This is a genomic window from Enterobacter cloacae complex sp. 2024EL-00214, from assembly GCF_043945575.1.
In the GTDB taxonomy this organism is placed as follows: Bacteria; Pseudomonadota; Gammaproteobacteria; order Enterobacterales; family Enterobacteriaceae; genus Enterobacter; species Enterobacter cloacae_P.
The window spans coordinates 233,267-251,222 of the sequence record NZ_JBIMRC010000002.1 but is presented as its reverse complement, the minus strand read 5'-3'; the positions used below and the strand labels follow the sequence as shown (position 1 = coordinate 251,222).

The window sequence follows — 17,956 nt, the reverse complement described above, 5'->3', positions numbered from 1 at the left end:
GTCAATGATCGGATGAGAACGCGAGTGAACGCAAATATGCTTAAACAGAAGGTTATGGAAGGGAATTCAGGACTGGAGAGAACGCTTGAGTTCAGAGAAGTGGTGTCCCCTGCAGGAATCGAACCTGCAACTAGCCCTTAGGAGGGGCTCGTTATATCCATTTAACTAAGGGGACGAAGCGGCACGAGTATAGCGTTATTTGCACTTTGCGTTAAGCGCACAACCACCTGACTGCTTAAAGAGTCACCATTCAGGCCGATTTTTTTGCTGATTTATCATTATTTTCCTCATTTCTGGTTTCTCTCTTCACTTTTTTTGCGCGTGGATTTCCGTCATCGCAGCCCAGGATTAGGGAGACGCTGGTGGTGAAGCGCAGTCAGCTTTGCCTGGCAGCCGTGGGGATGCTCTTAAATTACCGGCGATGGCAACAAAGGCGATACATCTCTTTCAAAGTTATTATAAAATTCCCGGCGAAACGAAACCTTAAAGCCAGGCTATGCTGAGATCAGAGTGACGGTGATTACTGCCCGTAATTGTGTTCGTGGACATCGGTAAACGTGCTGTTACAATCACTTGCACGTGTACAGACGGAGCGCCAGATGCTCCGTTACGGATGGCAATCAACGATAGCCATACTGAACAGGGAGATATTTATGAAACTTCGGCTGTCGGCGCTTGCGCTGAGCGCAACGGTGCTTGTGGGTTGTGCCAGCACTGGAGAACAAACGGGACGCTCCGATCCTCTCGAAGGATTTAACCGTACCATGTACAGCTTCAACTATAACGTGCTGGATCCATATGTTATCCGTCCGGTAGCAGTTGCATGGCGTGACTACGTTCCCCAGCCTGCACGTAACGGGTTGAGCAATTTCACCAGTAACCTGGAAGAGCCTGCGGTGATGGTGAACTACTTCCTGCAAGGCGACCCGTACCAGGGGATGGTGCATTTTACCCGCTTCTTCCTGAACAGCCTGTTAGGGATGGGTGGCTTTATTGATGTTGCCGGTATGGCTAACCAGAAGCTACAGCGCGAGCAGCCTCACCGCTTCGGCAGTACTCTGGGCAATTATGGCGTTGGTTACGGCCCGTACATGCAGTTACCGTTCTACGGTAGCTTTACGCTCCGTGATGATGGCGGCGATATGGTGGATACGCTGTATCCGGTGCTGTCGTGGCTGACCTGGCCGCTGTCGATTGGTAAATGGACGGTGGAAGGGATTGAAACACGTGCGCAGTTGCTCGACTCTGATGGTCTGCTGCGTCAGTCTTCTGATCCATACATCATGGTGCGTGAAGCCTACTTCCAGAACCATGACTTTATTGCCAATGGCGGCAAGCTGAAGCCGGAAGAGAATCCAAACGCGAAGGCTATCGAAAACGAACTAAAAGATATTGATTCGCAGTAAATAAAAAAGGTGAGCAATGCTCACCTTTTTTGATCCCTGCGCGATTAGAACGCGTAGTTGAAGTTAGTACCGAACAGCCAGGCTTTACCTTCAGAACGGAACTCGTACGGGCCTTCTTTGATGTTCACGCTCTGACCGTGCATGTAGGAGGCACCGACGTCAACAGAAGCATCTTTATTGAACGCATAAGTGGCACCCGCGCTCAGCCAGAAACGGTCCTGATCCGGGATAGAGATGGAACGGGTCTGAGCCGGAACCGGGCTATCATCAAAGGCGATACCGGTACGGAAGGTCCAGTTAGTATCGTAGTAGTAGGTTGTACCCAGCGCGATACGGTAAGAGTCTTTAAAGCTCTCATCTTTATAGAACAGTGTCTGACCATTTGAGCCAGTTGCTTTCAGCTCCTGGAACTGACTCCAGCTGGTATAAGCCATGCTGTAGTGAATTGCCCATTGCGGTGCAACGCGGTTGTAACCGGAAACTTCCCACATCTCTGGCAGGTTGAGCGTCAGAGAGCCCGGAACGGTCCTGCCACCGGTTGGGTACGGGAAGCCCGGGATAGCGGTGTTCATATTACTGTTGTAATCGCCGTCGAAGTCGATTTTAACTTCAGAACGGTAGGTTAAACCCCAACGATTGTTTTTATCCAGCTCATACAGAATACCGGCGTTCCAGCCATAGCCCCACTCGCTGCCTTTCAGGCGTGCAATCTGGGTATCGGCCGGGATGGCGGCCAGCTGTTTCGCTTTTGCGATAGCGGCTGGACGTGCTGCTGCAGGCAGGTTTGGTACCTGAGCCAGAATCTGACCGGCAGCCAGCATACCGGCATCACCCGCATTGCGCTCGATTTTTGCATCGGCGTAGACGGCATCAAAACCAAGACCAAAACTCCAGTTTTCGGTCAGACGATAAGCGCCACTCAGGTTCAGGTTGACGGTTTTCAGGTCAGTTTTACCGCCCATCGTGCCCGCAGCATAGTTATCGCCATACTCGGTCGCCAGACCAAAGTTAGAAGTAACAGATGCTCCCCAACCAAACTGATCGTTAATAGGTGCAACAAAATGTACGTTAGGAACCCAGGCGTTTGGGGCGATATTGTCCGCATTCAGGCTCTTACCGGACGGTGATTTGCCGGAGATATTGACATCCGGGTCAATATAGACCGCACCGGCAGAGAACGTCGGGCGGTCAAACATCATAATCAGTGCTGGGTTACGACTTGCGTTACCTGCATCATCAGCGATAGCGCCTTCCCCGGAATACGCACGGCCCAGGCCAGAGGAAGAAAATTCGTTTAACTGAAATCCCGCTGACCAGGCGGAAGTAGAGACGATTGCCACTGCGACTGCCAGCGCAGTCTTGTTGAACAGGGTTTTCTGGCTCATGACCATAACCTCATCGAGTTATTTTTATTCAATAATTGTTACATACCGTAACAGGAGCGCGAAGTGTAGGGTCTGAGGTATAACAGACAAATCAGACCAGTGGCGTGAGTATAGGTCTGACCAGCTAGAATGTTGCAAGTTTGTTTATTAATATTTTCAAACATGTTTCCTGAAACGAGATCTGGTTGGCAAAAATGTGACCATCGCGACTCACTCAAAAGGGTGATTTTTGTTTTAGATCATTTTTTAGTGTGATATTGGTCACTTATCCACTTTTACGCCATTAACGGCTGGAGAGCGTCAGCATCGGGGCGTAAAATATCAGTATCGTGTTTATCTCGCGCCTGGCGCGAATACAGAGGAAATTGAGCTATGAGTAAATGCAGTGCTGATGAAACCCCGGTTTGCTGCTGTATGGATGTTGGTACCATCATGGACAACTCCGATTGCACCGCCTCCTACAGCCGCGTGTTCGCTAACCGTGCTGAAGCGGAAGAAACCCTGACCGCACTGAGCAAGCGCGCGCGCGATGTGGAATCCGAGCCGTGCGAAATCAAGTCCACTTTCACGGAAGTGGAAGGTGGCGTGAAGCTGGATATCGATTTTGTATTTGCCTGCGAAGCCGAAACGCTGATTTTCCAGTTGGGTCTGCGTTAACCTCTGCGGCCTGATACTCTCACTCCCGACCATTTCCCAGGGGTGAGCGTGCAACCACTAAAAAACGGTAACCTTCGGGTTGCCGTTTTGCTTTTACCTCCGTGACGTTTTCTTTTTCTTCTCTGTGTTTTAGCTCGCACTTTTTCGTTTCCCTGATTGGCTGAATGTAAAAAAATGGTTAAGACTATTATCAGGTCAGACCACTTTGTGTTTGCGCAAAAAATTTTACAGGGGAGTGTTATGAGTCAGGCATTACCGCTTATTACCCGTCAGGGCGATCGCATTGCCATTGTCAGTGGATTGCGTACACCGTTCGTGCGTCAGGCTACGGCGTTTCATGGCATACCCGCTGTCGATTTGGGGAAAATGGTGGTGGGGGAGATGCTGGCTCGCAGCGAAATACCGCCTGAGGTGATCGAACAACTGGTTTTTGGCCAGGTGGTTCAAATGCCGGAAGCACCAAATATTGCGCGTGAAATTGTCCTGGGCACGGGGATGAATGTACATACCGATGCCTACAGCGTCAGCCGCGCCTGTGCGACCAGCTTCCAGGCCGTCGCTAACGTGGCGGAAAGCCTGATGGCAGGGACTATCCGTGCCGGGATTGCCGGCGGGGCAGACTCCTCCTCGGTGCTGCCGATCGGCGTGAGTAAAAAACTGGCGCGCGTTCTGGTTGACGTTAACAAAGCCCGCACTGTCGGGCAGAAGCTCAAACTCTTCTCGCGTTTACGCTTACGCGATCTGATGCCTGTCCCGCCCGCTGTGGCTGAATACTCCACCGGCCTGCGCATGGGCGACACCGCCGAACAGATGGCGAAAACCTACGGTATTACGCGTGAACAGCAGGACGCGCTGGCGTATCGTTCGCATCAGCTTGCGACAAAAGCCTGGGCGAAAGGCAAACTGGCCGATGAAGTGATGACCGCCTATATTCCGCCTTACCGCGAACCCCTCGTGGAAGATAACAATATTCGCGGTTCGTCGACGCTGGCCGATTACGCAAAACTGCGTCCGGCATTTGATCGTAAACATGGCACCGTCACAGCGGCTAACAGTACACCGCTGACGGATGGCGCAGCTGCAGTGATCCTGATGACGGAGTCCCGCGCCAGAGAGCTGGGTATCAAACCGCTGGGTTATCTGCGCAGCTACGCGTTCACGGCCATTGATGTCTGGCAGGACATGCTGTTAGGGCCAGCCTGGTCCACGCCGCTGGCGCTGGATCGTGCGGGGCTGACACTTGCTGATTTAACCCTGATTGATATGCACGAAGCCTTTGCCGCGCAAACTCTGGCAAACGTACATCTTCTGGCGAGCGAGCGTTTTGCCCGTGATGTTCTTGGTCGCACCCATGCCACGGGTGAAGTGGATGAAAGTAAATTCAATGTGCTGGGGGGCTCCATTGCCTACGGTCATCCGTTTGCGGCGACAGGGGCAAGGATGATCACTCAGACATTGCATGAGTTACGCCGTCGTGGTGGCGGTTTTGGTCTTGTCACCGCCTGCGCGGCAGGTGGCCTGGGCGCAGCAATGGTTCTGGAGGCGGAATAATGGACATGGTATCTGCATTTAATCTGACCGTTCGCCCCGATAACGTGGCTGTTATCACCATTGATGTACCTGATGAAAAAATGAATACCCTGAAGGCCGAGTTTGGCGTTCAGGTCCGTGAGATGTTAAAGCAGATCCGCGAAAACAAGATGATTCGCGGTCTGGTATTTATTTCGGCAAAGCCGGACAACTTTATTGCCGGGGCCGATATCAACATGATCGCCCGCGCACAAAGCGCTCAGGAAGCCGAAGCGCTGGCACGCCAGGGGCAGCAGGTCATGGCGGAAATCCATGCTCTGCCGATCCCGGTGATCGCTGCGATCCACGGTGCGTGCCTGGGCGGTGGTCTGGAGCTGGCGCTGGCCTGCCATAGCCGTATTTGTACTGACGATGCGAAAACCGTATTGGGGCTGCCAGAAGTGCAGTTAGGGCTGTTGCCAGGCTCTGGTGGAACGCAGCGCCTGCCGCGCCTGATTGGCGTCAGTACGGCGCTGGAGATGATTTTAACCGGTAAGCAGTTACGCGCCCGCCAGGCGCTGAAAGCTGGCCTGGTTGACGAAGTGGTACCGCATTCTATTTTGCTGGATGCCGCCGTTGAGCTGGCACTGAGGGGACGTCAGGCAAAACGCCATCTCCCGGTACGTGAACGCGTCCTTGCCGGGCCGCTGGGGCGTGCGCTGTTGTTTAGCATGGTGGGCAAGAAAACCGAACAAAAAACCAAAGGTAATTATCCGGCGACGAAGCGGATCCTGGAGGTTATTGAAACCGGGTTGTCGCAGGGCTGCAGCAGCGGCTATGCCGCAGAAGCAAAAGCCTTCGGCGAGCTGGCGATGACGCCACAGTCGCAGGCGCTGCGCAGCATCTTCTTTGCCAGTACCGACGTCAAAAAAGACCCGGGCAGTGAGGCCGAACCTGCTCCGCTGCGCTCGGTTGGCGTACTGGGCGGTGGGCTGATGGGCGGTGGTATTGCGTTTGTCACCGCAAGTAAAGGCAAATTGCCCGTCCGTATTAAGGACATTAACGCGAAGGGGATCAACCACGCGCTACAGTACAGCTGGCAGAACCTTGATCAGAAGGTCAAGCGCCGCCATATCAAGGCTAATGAGCGTGATAAAACCCTGGCGTACATCACTGGTACGACGGATTACAGCGGTTTTGCGCATCGAGACCTGGTCATTGAAGCGGTATTTGAAGACCTGGCACTTAAGCAACAGATGGTGGCTGACGTCGAGCAACACTGTGCGCCGCACACCATTTTTGCCTCAAATACGTCGTCATTACCGATTGGCGATATTGCGTCGAAAGCCGCACGGCCGGAGCAGGTCATTGGTCTGCATTTCTTTAGTCCGGTTGAAAAAATGCCGCTGGTAGAGGTTATTCCCCACGCCACGACCAGCCCGCAAACCGTTGCCACTGTGGTGAAGCTTGCGAAAAAACAGGGCAAAACCCCCATCGTGGTAGCAGACAAAGCGGGCTTCTACGTTAACCGTATTCTGGCTCCCTATATCAATGAAGCCATGCGGTTACTGACGGAAGGGGAGAAGATCGAACATGTGGATGAGGCGCTGGTAAAGTGTGGTTTCCCTGTCGGCCCAATCCAACTTTTGGATGAGGTAGGAATAGATACCGGCACTAAAATTATACCTGTACTGGAAGCAGCTTATGGCGATCGTTTTAGCCCACCTGCAAACATTGTTTCTGCAATTTTGAAGGATGATCGCAAAGGCAGAAAAAATGAACGCGGTTTCTATCTTTACGGTGCAAAAGGGCGTACAAGCAAGAAACAGGTCGACCCTTCAGTTTATGGGCTTATTCCGACGACCGGGCAGGGAAAATTATCGTCAGCCCAGTGTGCTGAACGCTGTGTGATGATGATGCTTAACGAAGCCGCTCGCTGTTTTGGCGAGCAGGTTATCAAAAACGCGCGCGATGGCGACATCGGTGCTGTGTTTGGTATTGGTTTCCCGCCGTTCCTCGGCGGCCCGTTCCGGTATATGGATACCCTCGGTGCGGGTGACGTGGTTGCGACCCTGCAACGTCTTGCCTCTCAGTATGGCTCGCGGTTTACACCGTGTGATGAATTATTGCAGATGGCGGAACGGGGCCAGACATTTTGGTCTTCAAGGGAAACTGCTCTCGTAAGTTGAGGTCAAAGAAGGGTAAATCCTGAAGTGAGTAAACCTGTTCTGGCGAATTTGTAAACAGATATTGACTATACTTACGCCATTGAGGTAAAAAACAGCGTTTCATTCACCGAATGGATCAGGCACAATGCCCGACCACCAGGTTTTCTACCTCTCCGACGTTATCGCAGGTAGTCAACGCTGGTGATTCTGGTTAACAAAAGCGGTGCAATATGCAAGTTTTTATCATGCGTCACGGCGACGCGGCACTCGATGCCGCCAGTGACTCAGTACGTCCTTTGACCGTCTGTGGCTGCGACGAATCCCGTCTGATGGCTAACTGGCTTCAGGGGCAAAAAGTGGACATCGAACGTGTGCTGGTGAGTCCATTCCTGCGCGCAGAACAGACGCTGGATGTGGTAGGGGAGTGTATGAACCTGCCGGCCGGTGTCGATGTTCTTCCTGAACTTACCCCGTGTGGCGATGTTGGCCTTGTGAGTGCCTATCTTCAGGCGCTGTGCAATGAAGGTGTCGCGTCTGCGCTGGTCATTTCCCATCTGCCACTGGTTGGCTATCTGGTATCTGAGCTGTGCCCGGGTGAGACGCCACCGATGTTCTCGACGTCCGCTATTGCCAATGTTTCCCTTGATGAAACGGGCAAAGGGGTCTTCAACTGGCAAATGAGTCCGTGCAATCTGAAGATGGCTAAAGCTATCTGACGTGACGTGCGACAGGGCGGGGTGCAGGCTGTGCCTCCCGCCATCCTGTCAGGGCAGCTCGGGCGGCTGCCACTCTTCAACCTCAATCAACACCAGCAATGCGGCATCACCGCCGTACTCTTTTGGTGCCTGATGAAAAGCCATTACGTGTGGATGCTGAGCCAGCCATAGCGGCGTCTGTTGCTTCAGGATATGTTTACCGTGCCCGTGCATCACGCAGGTGCAAAAAACATGCTCACGGCGGCAGGCGGCAATCAGCGCCCCCAGCTCCTGTTTCGCCTGCATCTGTGTTAACCCGTGCAGATCGAGAAACAGCTCCGGCGAATAATCCCCCCGACGTAATTTTTTCAGCTCAAAGTGGCTGACGTCTTCACGGACGTACTTCACGGCTCCCTGCGTATTAAGCAGCGGCTGAAATTCATCTGAAAAATAGTGGCTGTTATCGGCCTGTTCCTGCAGAAGACGCTTGACCGGTACTTCGGTGATTTTTTTGCGCTGCGGGCGGTGGACAATGGTGTCCTGCCTGATTTGACGCGTCCCGGTCATAAGCTGTCGGAAGAGCGTCTGATCCTCCTCGCTGAGCGATGTTTTCTTTTTCATTTGTCTGTCTCATCTCTGAATTCCCGTAGTGTACCTGACTAAACGCATTTTTTAACCTCAAGCGGTACGCGTCATTGCTGATTTATCGCCGTCTTCATGGCAAACTAGCCGCCGAAAATTATGCGAGCATGCCCTGGAGGAAAGAGTGGATAAAATTTTTGTCGATGAAGCAGTAAACGAGCTGCATACCATACAGGACATGTTGCGCTGGTCGGTTAGCCGCTTCAGCGCCGCCAATATCTGGTACGGACACGGTACCGATAACCCGTGGGATGAGGCCGTTCAGCTGGTGCTGCCGTCCCTCTATCTACCGCTGGATATTCCGGAAGACATGCGCTCCGCGCGCCTGACGTCCAGCGAAAAACACCGCATTGTTGAGCGTGTGATCCGCCGCGTTAACGAGCGCATTCCGGTTGCCTATCTGACCAACAAAGCCTGGTTCTGCGGTCACGAGTTTTACGTGGATGAGCGTGTTCTGGTGCCGCGTTCACCGATTGGTGAGCTTATCAACAACCACTTTGATGGTCTGATTAACCATCAGCCGCAGCACATTCTGGATATGTGTACCGGTAGCGGTTGTATCGCCATTGCCTGTGCGTATGCCTTCCCGGAAGCGGAAGTGGACGCAGTGGATATCTCCACCGATGCGCTGGCCGTAACCGAGCACAACATCGAAGAACATGGCCTGATCCATCACGTCACGCCAATCCGTTCTGACCTGTTCCGTGACCTGCCAACGCTGCAGTACGATCTGATTGTCACCAACCCACCGTACGTTGATGCGGAAGACATGTCGGATCTGCCAAATGAATATCGCCATGAGCCGGAACTGGGTCTGGCATCAGGCTCTGATGGCCTGAAACTGACGCGCCGTATCCTGGCCTGCGCGCCGGATTATCTGACTGATGACGGCGTTCTGATTTGTGAAGTGGGCAACAGCATGGTACATCTGATAGAGCAGTATCCGGATGTGCCGTTCACCTGGCTTGAGTTCGACAACGGCGGTGATGGCGTCTTTATGCTGACCAAGGCGCAGCTTCTCGATGCGCGCGAACACTTCAGCATTTACAAAGATTAATCCAGCGGGCTTCGGCCCGTTTCACAACGCTCACACACAAATAACGACATCGGAGCCGTGATGGCAGGAAACAGTATTGGACAGTTATTCCGCGTGACCACCTTTGGTGAGTCGCACGGGTTGGCACTGGGCTGTATCGTTGATGGCGTACCGCCAGGCATCGAACTGACCGAAGCAGATTTACAGTACGACCTCGACCGTCGTCGTCCGGGCACCTCTCGCTACACCACGCAGCGTCGCGAGCCGGACCAGGTCAAAATTCTTTCAGGCGTTTTTGAAGGCCGCACCACCGGCACCAGCATTGGTCTGTTGATTGAAAACACCGATCAGCGTTCCCAGGACTACGGTGCCATCAAAGACGTATTCCGCCCGGGCCATGCTGACTACACGTATGAGCAAAAATACGGTTTTCGCGACTATCGCGGCGGTGGTCGTTCTTCCGCACGCGAAACCGCCATGCGCGTGGCCGCAGGAGCGATTGCCAAAAAATACCTGGCGCAGAAATTTGGTATTGTGATCCGTGGTTGTCTGACCCAGATGGGCGATATTCCACTGGCCATTAAAGACTGGGATCAGGTTGAGCAAAACCCGTTCTTCTGTGCCGATGCCGACAAACTGGACGCACTGGACGAACTGATGCGTGGCCTGAAAAAAGAGGGCGACTCCATCGGTGCGAAAGTGACCGTGGTCGCTGACGGCGTGCCGCCAGGCTGGGGTGAGCCGGTATTTGACCGCCTCGATGCCGACATCGCGCACGCGCTGATGAGCATCAATGCGGTGAAAGGGGTAGAGATTGGCGACGGTTTTGACGTGGTTCAGCTTCGTGGCAGCCAGAACCGCGACGAAATCACCAAAGCGGGTTTCCAGAGTAATCATGCGGGCGGTATTCTCGGTGGTATTAGCAGTGGACAGCAGATTGTTGCCAATATTGCGCTGAAGCCGACATCCAGCATTACCGTGCCGGGTCACACGATTAATCGCTCTGGCGAAGAAGTTGAGATGATCACCAAAGGACGTCACGATCCGTGTGTGGGGATCCGCGCGGTGCCGATCGCAGAAGCGATGCTGGCGATCGTGCTGATGGATCACTTCCTGCGCCAGCGTGCGCAGAATGCGGATGTGACGACCACCATTCCACGCTGGTAAACATGAAAAAAACCGCAATTGCTCTGCTGGCGCTGTTTGCCAGCGGAGTCAGTCTGGCCGCGACGCCGTGGCAAAAAATCACCCACCCGGTGTCGGGGAGTTCGCAGTCTATTGGTGCATTTTCGAACGGCTGTATCGTTGGTGCGCAGGAACTTCCTCTGCAGTCCAGTTCTTACCAGGTAATGCGTACCGATCAGCGTCGTTACTTCGGCCACCCGGATCTGGTGCTGTTTATTCAGCGGCTGGGGAGTCAGGTGCATAACCGGGGTCTGGGAACGATGCTGATTGGCGATATGGGAATGCCTGCCGGTGGTCGCTTCAACGGTGGGCATGCCAGTCACCAGACCGGACTGGATGTCGATATCTTCCTGCAACTGCCGAAAGGTCGCTGGAGTTCAGCACAGCTGCTGAAACCACAGGCGCTGGATCTGGTGGCGAGTGACGGCAAAAGCGTTGTGCCGTCGCTCTGGACACAAGATATTTCCAGCATGATCAAGCTGGCGGCAAAAGATAATGACGTCACGCGGATTTTTGTTAACCCGGCTATCAAGCAGCAGCTTTGTCTGGATGCAGGAACCGACCGTGACTGGCTGCGCAAAGTGCGCCCGTGGTTCCAGCATCGTGCGCATATGCACGTTCGTCTGCGCTGCCCGGCGAACAGTCTGGAATGTGAAGACCAGCCGTTACCACCGTCAGGCGATGGCTGTGGCGCGGAACTGCAAAGCTGGTTTGAACCGGCAAAACCTGGAACCTCTAAGCCTGAGAAGAAGACACCGCCTCCGTTGCCGCCTTCCTGCCAGGCGCTACTGGATGAGCATGTACTTTAATGGATAATTTCGTCGATCTGTTTATGGTGTCACCACTGCTGCTGGTGGTGCTCTTTTTTGTGGCAATGCTGGCCGGGTTCATTGATGCCCTGGCGGGCGGCGGTGGTTTACTGACCGTTCCGGCGCTGCTGGCGGCGGGCATGAACCCGGCTCAGGCGCTTGCCACCAACAAGCTTCAGGCCTGCGGTGGGTCGCTCTCTGCGTCACTCTATTTTATCCGCCGTAAGGTCGTAAACCTGGCCGACCAGAAGCTCAATATCCTGATGACTTTCATCGGTTCAACCACCGGTGCGCTGCTGGTTCAGCACGTGCAGTCTGACATTTTGCGCCAGATCCTGCCGGTTCTGGTTATCTGTATCGGCCTGTACTTTTTGCTGATGCCAAAGCTCGGTGAAGAGGACCGGCATCGTCGTCTGCATGGCCTGCCGTTTGCGCTGATTGCCGGGGGCTGCGTCGGCTTTTACGACGGCTTCTTTGGCCCCGGCGCGGGGTCGTTTTACGCGTTAGCGTTCGTGACGCTGGCCGGATTTAACCTCGCTAAATCGACCGCTCATGCCAAAGTGCTTAATGCGACCTCGAACGTGGGCGGCCTGCTGTTGTTCATTATTGGTGGCAAAGTCATCTGGGCGACCGGTTTTGTGATGATGGTGGGGCAATTCCTGGGGGCGCGTGCAGGTTCACGTCTGGTGTTAAGCAAAGGACAAAAGCTGATCCGCCCAATGATCGTTGTGGTGTCGGCGGTGATGAGTGCCAAACTTCTTTATGACAGCCACGGACAGGAGATCCTCCACTGGTTGGGGATGAACTAATGAACAGTACGCATAAATACGAACAGCTGATTGAGGTCTTCGACGGCTGTTTTGCCGGTGATTTTAATACCCGTCTGATTAAAGGCGACGACGAACCGATTTATCTTCCAGCTGATGACGAGGTTCCGTATAACCGTATCGTCTTTGCACATGGCTTCTATGCCAGCGGCTTGCATGAGATTTCTCACTGGTGCATTGCGGGGAAAGCGCGTCGTGAACTGGTGGATTTCGGTTACTGGTATTGCCCGGACGGCCGCGATGCCGCGACGCAAGGGCAGTTTGAAGACGTGGAAGTGAAACCGCAGGCTCTGGAATGGTTGTTGTGCGTAGCGGCAGGTTTCCCGTTCAATGTCAGCTGCGACAACCTCGACGGTGACTTCGAGCCAGACCGTATTGTGTTCCAGCGCCGCGTTCATGCGCAGGTGATGGAATATCTTGATAAAGGTATCCCGGCGCGTCCTGCGACGCTTATCAGGGCCTTACAGAATTATTACCATACGCCGGAGATCACGGCGGAATGCTTCCCGTGGCCGGAAGATCTTTAACAGAGGAAAGAAGATGATCGCAGAATTTGAATCACGCATTCTGGCGTTAATTGATGACATGGTGGAACACGCCAGTGATGATGAGCTGTTCGCCAGCGGTTATCTGCGTGGTCACCTGACGCTGGCGGTAGCCGAGCTTGAAACAGGGGACGATCACTCTGCCGACGCTGTGCATGTTGAAGTCACCCGCAGCCTGGAGAAAGCCATCCAGGCCGGTGAGCTCTCTCCGCGCGACCAGTCCTTAGTGCTGAGCATGTGGGAAAACCTGTTCCAACAGGCCAACGTTAAGTAATGGTTTTTCTGCCTTCTCCCTGTGGGAGAGGGCATCATACCGCACTCTACTTAACCATTTTTCCTTTCAGCAATTTCCGTACCCACAACCGGTTTGGGTTGAGTCCCGCGAGCGTGGTACTGTCCAGTGGGATCGGCTCATCGCTCATCTGTGCGGCCAATACTTCAGCCAGCAGCGGTGCCGAGCACAATCCGCGCGACCCCAGACCACCCAGCATAAACAGCTCCGGATATACCGGTGCGCTCACCGCGGCATCCTTGTTTTCAGCGAGGTCCTGATAGGCTGCGAGCGTGGCTTCATAGTCAGGCACGCTACCTGCCATCGGCAGATGATCGCGTGTCGCGCAGCGTACGCCGCAGCGTGCTTCACCTGTGCTGACATCAACGTCTTTCGCCCAGCCAGCCTGTGGGAAGCAATCGATCAGGCGCTGGCGGTTTTGCTGCTGATCCGCGTCGCTGTAGTGCATGTCAGTCTGGCCGCGATGGTAGCTGGCACCAATACAGTGGTGGCCGTTGGATGGGTTTTGTGGTGTCAGATACCCGTCGTAACACAGCACCTGCCGCAATTTCCCCAGCTCCGGCGTCGTCGGTATATGGCTCACCTGGCCGCCAACAGGGTAAAGCGGTAACTTTTCCGTCTGGATAAACTGGTTGATGTGATGACCATTCGCCAGCACTACGCTTGCATGCTGTGCCTGTTTGCCATTGGCAAAAAGCAGATTCCAGTGCTCTGTCCGGCTAAGTGATTCAACCTTGTGGGAATAATGCACTGCCAGTCCGCGTGACTGCGCGAGGGCTATTGCCGCTGTTGTCAGTTCAGCCGGGCACAACCAGCCGCCGAGCGGGTACTGAATACCATCGCACCCGGTATCAATGCCCGCGGTTTCAGTGACCTGCTGTGTTGTCACCGCATGTGCTATCTCTTCTGGCAACCCCAGTGACAACATTTGTGCGATTTTTTGCTGACTCTTCTCGTCCCAGCTGAGCTGCGTAACGCCGCACCACGCGTGGTCAAACGCGACCGGTAGCCTGTCATACAGGCGACGGGCGAAGGTAAATGCCGCCGGGAAGAACTGACTCAGTGCCGGATCGTGGGCACTGAGCAGGGGATAGAGTGCCCCCTGGCGGTTACCTGAGGCACCTTGTGCCGGGGCATCGTCAGCACAGTAGAGCGTGACCTGCCAGCCCCGGTGTAAAAGTGCAAGTGAGAGCAGGGCGCTGGCAATGCCTCCGCCAATGATCGCGACTTCACGGGCGGTGCTGTGGCTGCGGGCAAACCAGGGAGCCTGTGCGGGGATCGTCAGCTCTTGTTCCATTACCCCGACCAGCATCTCGCGCTTACGGCCAAAGCCTTTGGTTTTTTGCATGGTAAAGCCCACTTCCTGCAACCCACGGCGAACAAAACCTGCCGAGGTAAAAGTGGCGAGCGTTGCACCAGGACGCGCCAGCCGCGCCATCGCAGCAAAGAGATGTGGGCTCCACATGTCCGGGTTTTTGGCAGGGGCAAAGCCGTCCAGGAACCAGGCGTCCACGCTTTGATTCATTGAATCATCAAGCTTATCGGTCAGGTCGTTGATATCACCCAGCCATAAGTCCAGGGTGACGCGCCCGCCGTCCAGCAGCAGACGATGGCAGCCGCCGACGGCGGGAGGCCACTGTGCCTGAAGTTGTTCTGCCCACGGCGCAAGTTCCGGCCAGTGCTGATGAGCCAGCGTCAAATCGTGCGCAGTGAGCGGGAATTTTTCAAAACTGATGAAATGTAACCTTTGGAGCGTAGTCTCAGGGTGAGCCGCGTGAAACTGGTCAAACGCTTGCCAGAGGGTCAGGAAATTCAGTCCGGTACCGAACCCGCTTTCTGCCACCACAAACAGGCTGCGTGGGTGTAAGGGGAAGCGGGCGCTGAGCCGGTTTCCCTCAAGGAAAACATAACGGGTTTCTTCCAGTCCGTTATCATTAGAGAAATAGACGTCATCAAAATCTCGGGAAACAGGTGTACCCTCAGCGTTGAATTCGAGGTTGGCGGGTTGTATAGCGTTTTGTTTCACGTAAGTTACTCGTCTGACAGGCAGTGGCGCGATCTTAACGATGTGAGCTCATCGGTGCAAATTTCCGCAGAAATTGGCTGATCGGACTTGTTCGGCGTACAAGTGTACGCTATTGTGCGACTCGAAACTTACTTTAGTGTGACTTACAGAGGTATTGAATGAAACGTGCAGTGATTACTGGCCTGGGCATCGTTTCCAGCATCGGTAATAACCAGCAGGAAGTCCTGGCATCTCTGCGTGAAGGACGCTCCGGGATCACTTTCTCTGAAGAGTTTAAAGATTCAGGTATGCGTAGCCACGTATGGGGTAATGTCAAACTGGACACCACCGGTTTGATTGACCGTAAAGTGGTTCGTTTCATGAACGATGCCTCTATTTATGCTTATCTCTCCATGCGTGAAGCCATCGCGGATTCAGGTCTGAAAGAAGAAGATTATCAGAACAACCCGCGTGTAGGTCTGATTGCTGGTTCCGGCGGCTCTTCAAAAGCGCAGGTATTTGGTGCTGACGCTATGCGTAGCCCGCGTGGTCTGAAAGCGGTTGGCCCTTACGTGGTGACCAAAGCAATGGGCTCAGCGGTTTCTGCGTGCCTTGCAACACCATTCAAAATCCACGGTGTGAACTACTCCATCAGCTCAGCCTGTGCGACTTCTGCACACTGCATCGGTAATGCGGTAGAGCAGATCCAACTGGGTAAACAGGACATCGTATTTGCTGGCGGCGGCGAAGAGCTGGGCTGGGAAATGGCCTGTGAGTTCGATGCGATGGGCGCACTGTCCACCAAGTACAACGAAACCCCGGAAAAAGCATCCCGTACTTATGATGCACACCGTGATGGTTTCATCATCGCAGGCGGCGGCGGTATGGTTGTGGTTGAAGAGCTGGAACACGCTCTGGCACGTGGTGCTCACATCTATGCTGAGATCGTTGGCTACGGCGCAACTTCCGATGGTGCTGACATGGTTGCGCCATCAGGCGAAGGCGCGGTGCGCTGCATGAAGATGGCGATGCAGGGTGTTGATACACCAATCGACTATCTGAACTCTCACGGTACCTCTACACCAGTGGGCGACGTGAAAGAACTGGGTGCGATCCGTGAAGTGTTTGGCGACAACAGCCCGGCAATCTCTGCAACGAAGGCAATGACCGGTCACTCTCTGGGTGCTGCGGGCGTGCAGGAAGCTATCTACTCTCTGCTGATGCTGGAAAACGGCTTTATCGCCCCAAGTATCAACATTGAAGAGATGGACGAGCAGGCTGCTGGCCTGAACATCGTGACCAAACCAACAGAAGCGACGCTGACAACCGTTATGTCCAACAGCTTCGGTTTCGGCGGTACGAATGCCACGCTGGTGATGCGTAAGCTGAAATAAGTTTTATGTTTGATTCGGAAGGGGAGCCAACAGGCTCCCTTTTTTTTATGCATTGACAACCTGCTGATCTCACAGGCAAACTCCAGAGTTCAACATTATCATCACGATAATGCGTAAGCGTTTAACGTCAACCAACGCACCTTAATCCTGATAATCAGGCAGAGGGGGCGTGGCATTTCCCCGCCTTACTCTTCATTTCGGAGTAAAGCATGACTGTAGTCACTCAAACAGAAACACCCTCTTCAGCGAATATCTCGCTGTTTCGTATCGCCTTTGCGGTATTCCTGACCTACATGACTGTGGGCTTGCCGCTGCCGGTGATCCCGCTGTTCGTTCACCAGGAACTGGGCTATGGCAACACTCTGGTCGGCGTTGCTGTCGGTATTCAGTTTTTAGCCACGGTTTTAACCCGGGGATACGCCGGACGTCTGGCGGATCAGCATGGTGCAAAACGCTCAGCCCTGCAGGGCATGTTCGCCTGCGGTCTGGCGGGTGGGGCATGGCTGCTGGCCGCACTTTTGCCGGTAGATACTGCTTATAAATTTGCGCTGCTGGTGGTGGGGCGTTTAATCCTCGGCTTCGGCGAAAGCCAGCTGCTGACCGGCACCCTGACCTGGGGAATGGGGCTGGTTGGCCCCACGCGTTCAGGTAAGGTGATGTCCTGGAACGGAATGGCCATCTATGGCGCACTGGCGGCAGGTGCGCCGCTGGGTTTGTTGATCCACAGCCAGTTTGGTTTTGCGGCGCTGGCAGGTACCACGATGGTACTGCCGCTGCTGGCCTGGGCGTTTAATGGTTCGGTACGTAAAGTGCCCGCGCATAAAGGTGAGCGACCTTCTCTGTGGCGCGTGGTTGGTCAAATCTGGCAGCCGGGTCTGGGTCTGGCGCTCCAGGGCGTAGGCTTTGCGGTGATTGGTACCTTCGTCTCTTTGTATTTTATGAGCCGTGGCTGGGCAATGGCAGGTTTTACGCTCACCGCGTTTGGTGGTGCGTTTGTGCTGATGCGTGTGCTGTTCGGCTGGATGCCGGATCGTTTTGGCGGTGTGAAGGTGGCAGTGGCTTCGCTGGTGATTGAGACGATCGGCCTGGTACTGCTGTGGCAGGCCCCCGTCGCGTCGGTTGCGCTGCTCGGTGCGGCATTGACCGGCTGTGGTTGTTCGTTAATCTTCCCGGCGCTTGGTGTTGAAGTAGTGAAGCGCGTGGCCCCGCAGGTACGTGGTACCGCGCTTGGCGGCTATGCAGCGTTTCAGGATATCTCATACGGGGTAACCGGACCGCTGGCAGGACTGTTAGCCACGTCGTTTGGCTACCCGTCAGTCTTCCTCGCGGGGGCGGTCTCTGCGGTTGTCGGGATTGTGGTAACGCTGGTCGCGTTTCGTAGCGTTTAGTTTTTCTGCCCGG

16 protein-coding genes and 1 tRNA gene are annotated in these 17,956 nt (G+C 54.4%); 13 read left to right on the top strand and 4 right to left on the bottom strand.

Going from position 1 to position 17,956, the window contains the following annotated elements; genetic code table 11:
- Positions 1-100: 100 nt before the first annotated feature.
- Positions 101-175 (bottom strand) — tRNA-Arg (locus ACHHZ6_RS03490).
- 478 nt (positions 176-653) lie between these two features.
- Here ACHHZ6_RS03490 and mlaA point away from each other — a divergent pair.
- Positions 654-1,406 (top strand): phospholipid-binding lipoprotein MlaA, encoded by a 753-nt coding sequence (mlaA, locus tag ACHHZ6_RS03485; protein WP_182272180.1) that lies wholly within the window; start codon positions 654-656, stop codon positions 1,404-1,406.
- 44 nt (positions 1,407-1,450) lie between these two features.
- On the opposite strand, the gene fadL is transcribed toward mlaA, so the two are convergent.
- The gene (gene fadL, locus ACHHZ6_RS03480) at positions 1,451-2,791 is read right to left on the bottom strand and encodes a long-chain fatty acid transporter FadL (RefSeq protein WP_182918719.1); all 1,341 of its coding nucleotides are present in this window, start codon (positions 2,789-2,791) and stop codon (positions 1,451-1,453) included.
- Between the two features lie 372 nt (positions 2,792-3,163).
- Between fadL and ACHHZ6_RS03475 the strand changes: the two genes are divergently transcribed.
- From ACHHZ6_RS03475 to sixA, 4 genes are all read left to right on the top strand, one after another.
- Positions 3,164-3,448 carry a YfcZ/YiiS family protein gene (locus ACHHZ6_RS03475; protein WP_182272179.1) on the top strand — a complete coding sequence of 95 codons (285 nt, stop codon included), beginning with the start codon at positions 3,164-3,166 and terminating at the stop codon, positions 3,446-3,448.
- 240 nt (positions 3,449-3,688) lie between these two features.
- Positions 3,689-4,999, top strand: coding sequence for an acetyl-CoA C-acyltransferase FadI (fadI, locus tag ACHHZ6_RS03470; protein WP_182272178.1), 1,311 nt, complete (start codon positions 3,689-3,691; stop codon positions 4,997-4,999).
- Entirely contained in the window at positions 4,999-7,146 is a 2,148-nt protein-coding gene (gene fadJ / locus ACHHZ6_RS03465) for a fatty acid oxidation complex subunit alpha FadJ (protein WP_182918718.1), read from the top strand. The genes fadI and fadJ overlap by 1 nt, the downstream gene beginning before the upstream one ends.
- Positions 7,147-7,355: 209 nt before the next feature.
- Entirely contained in the window at positions 7,356-7,841 is a 486-nt protein-coding gene (gene sixA / locus ACHHZ6_RS03460) for a phosphohistidine phosphatase SixA (protein WP_182272176.1), read from the top strand.
- A 48-nt stretch (positions 7,842-7,889) separates the two neighbouring features.
- On the opposite strand, the gene smrB is transcribed toward sixA, so the two are convergent.
- Entirely contained in the window at positions 7,890-8,441 is a 552-nt protein-coding gene (smrB, locus tag ACHHZ6_RS03455; protein WP_182272175.1) for an endonuclease SmrB, read from the bottom strand.
- Between the two features lie 145 nt (positions 8,442-8,586).
- Here smrB and prmB point away from each other — a divergent pair, with 145 nt between their 5' ends.
- Genes prmB through ACHHZ6_RS03425 form a run of 6 tightly spaced genes read left to right on the top strand, consistent with a single transcriptional unit; the run spans position 8,587 to position 13,138 of the window.
- The gene (gene prmB / locus ACHHZ6_RS03450) at positions 8,587-9,519 is read left to right on the top strand and encodes a 50S ribosomal protein L3 N(5)-glutamine methyltransferase (protein ID WP_182272174.1); all 933 of its coding nucleotides are present in this window, start codon (positions 8,587-8,589) and stop codon (positions 9,517-9,519) included.
- 60 nt (positions 9,520-9,579) lie between these two features.
- Positions 9,580-10,665 (top strand): chorismate synthase, encoded by a 1,086-nt coding sequence (gene aroC / locus ACHHZ6_RS03445; RefSeq protein WP_196390265.1) that lies wholly within the window; start codon positions 9,580-9,582, stop codon positions 10,663-10,665.
- Positions 10,666-10,667: 2 nt separating this feature from the next.
- Positions 10,668-11,492: a penicillin-insensitive murein endopeptidase gene (gene mepA, locus ACHHZ6_RS03440; RefSeq protein WP_395121729.1), complete on the top strand. Its 825-nt coding sequence runs from the start codon at positions 10,668-10,670 to the stop codon at positions 11,490-11,492.
- On the top strand, positions 11,492-12,301 hold the full coding sequence (locus ACHHZ6_RS03435) for a sulfite exporter TauE/SafE family protein (protein WP_182272171.1): 810 nt from the start codon (positions 11,492-11,494) through the stop codon (positions 12,299-12,301). The genes mepA and ACHHZ6_RS03435 overlap by 1 nt, the downstream gene beginning before the upstream one ends.
- Complete coding sequence (locus ACHHZ6_RS03430; protein ID WP_182272170.1) at positions 12,301-12,846, top strand: elongation factor P hydroxylase; 546 nt, start codon at positions 12,301-12,303, stop codon at positions 12,844-12,846. The genes ACHHZ6_RS03435 and ACHHZ6_RS03430 overlap by 1 nt, the downstream gene beginning before the upstream one ends.
- Positions 12,847-12,859: 13 nt before the next feature.
- Complete coding sequence (locus tag ACHHZ6_RS03425; RefSeq protein WP_395121728.1) at positions 12,860-13,138, top strand: YfcL family protein; 279 nt, start codon at positions 12,860-12,862, stop codon at positions 13,136-13,138.
- 46 nt (positions 13,139-13,184) lie between these two features.
- On the opposite strand, the gene mnmC is transcribed toward ACHHZ6_RS03425, so the two are convergent.
- The gene (mnmC, locus tag ACHHZ6_RS03420) at positions 13,185-15,182 is read right to left on the bottom strand and encodes a bifunctional tRNA (5-methylaminomethyl-2-thiouridine)(34)-methyltransferase MnmD/FAD-dependent 5-carboxymethylaminomethyl-2-thiouridine(34) oxidoreductase MnmC (RefSeq protein WP_395121727.1); all 1,998 of its coding nucleotides are present in this window, start codon (positions 15,180-15,182) and stop codon (positions 13,185-13,187) included.
- Between the two features lie 158 nt (positions 15,183-15,340).
- Between mnmC and fabB the strand changes: the two genes are divergently transcribed.
- Positions 15,341-16,555 carry a beta-ketoacyl-ACP synthase I gene (fabB, locus tag ACHHZ6_RS03415; protein WP_182272167.1) on the top strand — a complete coding sequence of 405 codons (1,215 nt, stop codon included), beginning with the start codon at positions 15,341-15,343 and terminating at the stop codon, positions 16,553-16,555.
- Positions 16,556-16,764: 209 nt separating this feature from the next.
- Complete coding sequence (locus tag ACHHZ6_RS03410) at positions 16,765-17,943, top strand: MFS transporter (protein ID WP_182272166.1); 1,179 nt, start codon at positions 16,765-16,767, stop codon at positions 17,941-17,943.
- Positions 17,944-17,956: the final 13 nt, after the last annotated feature.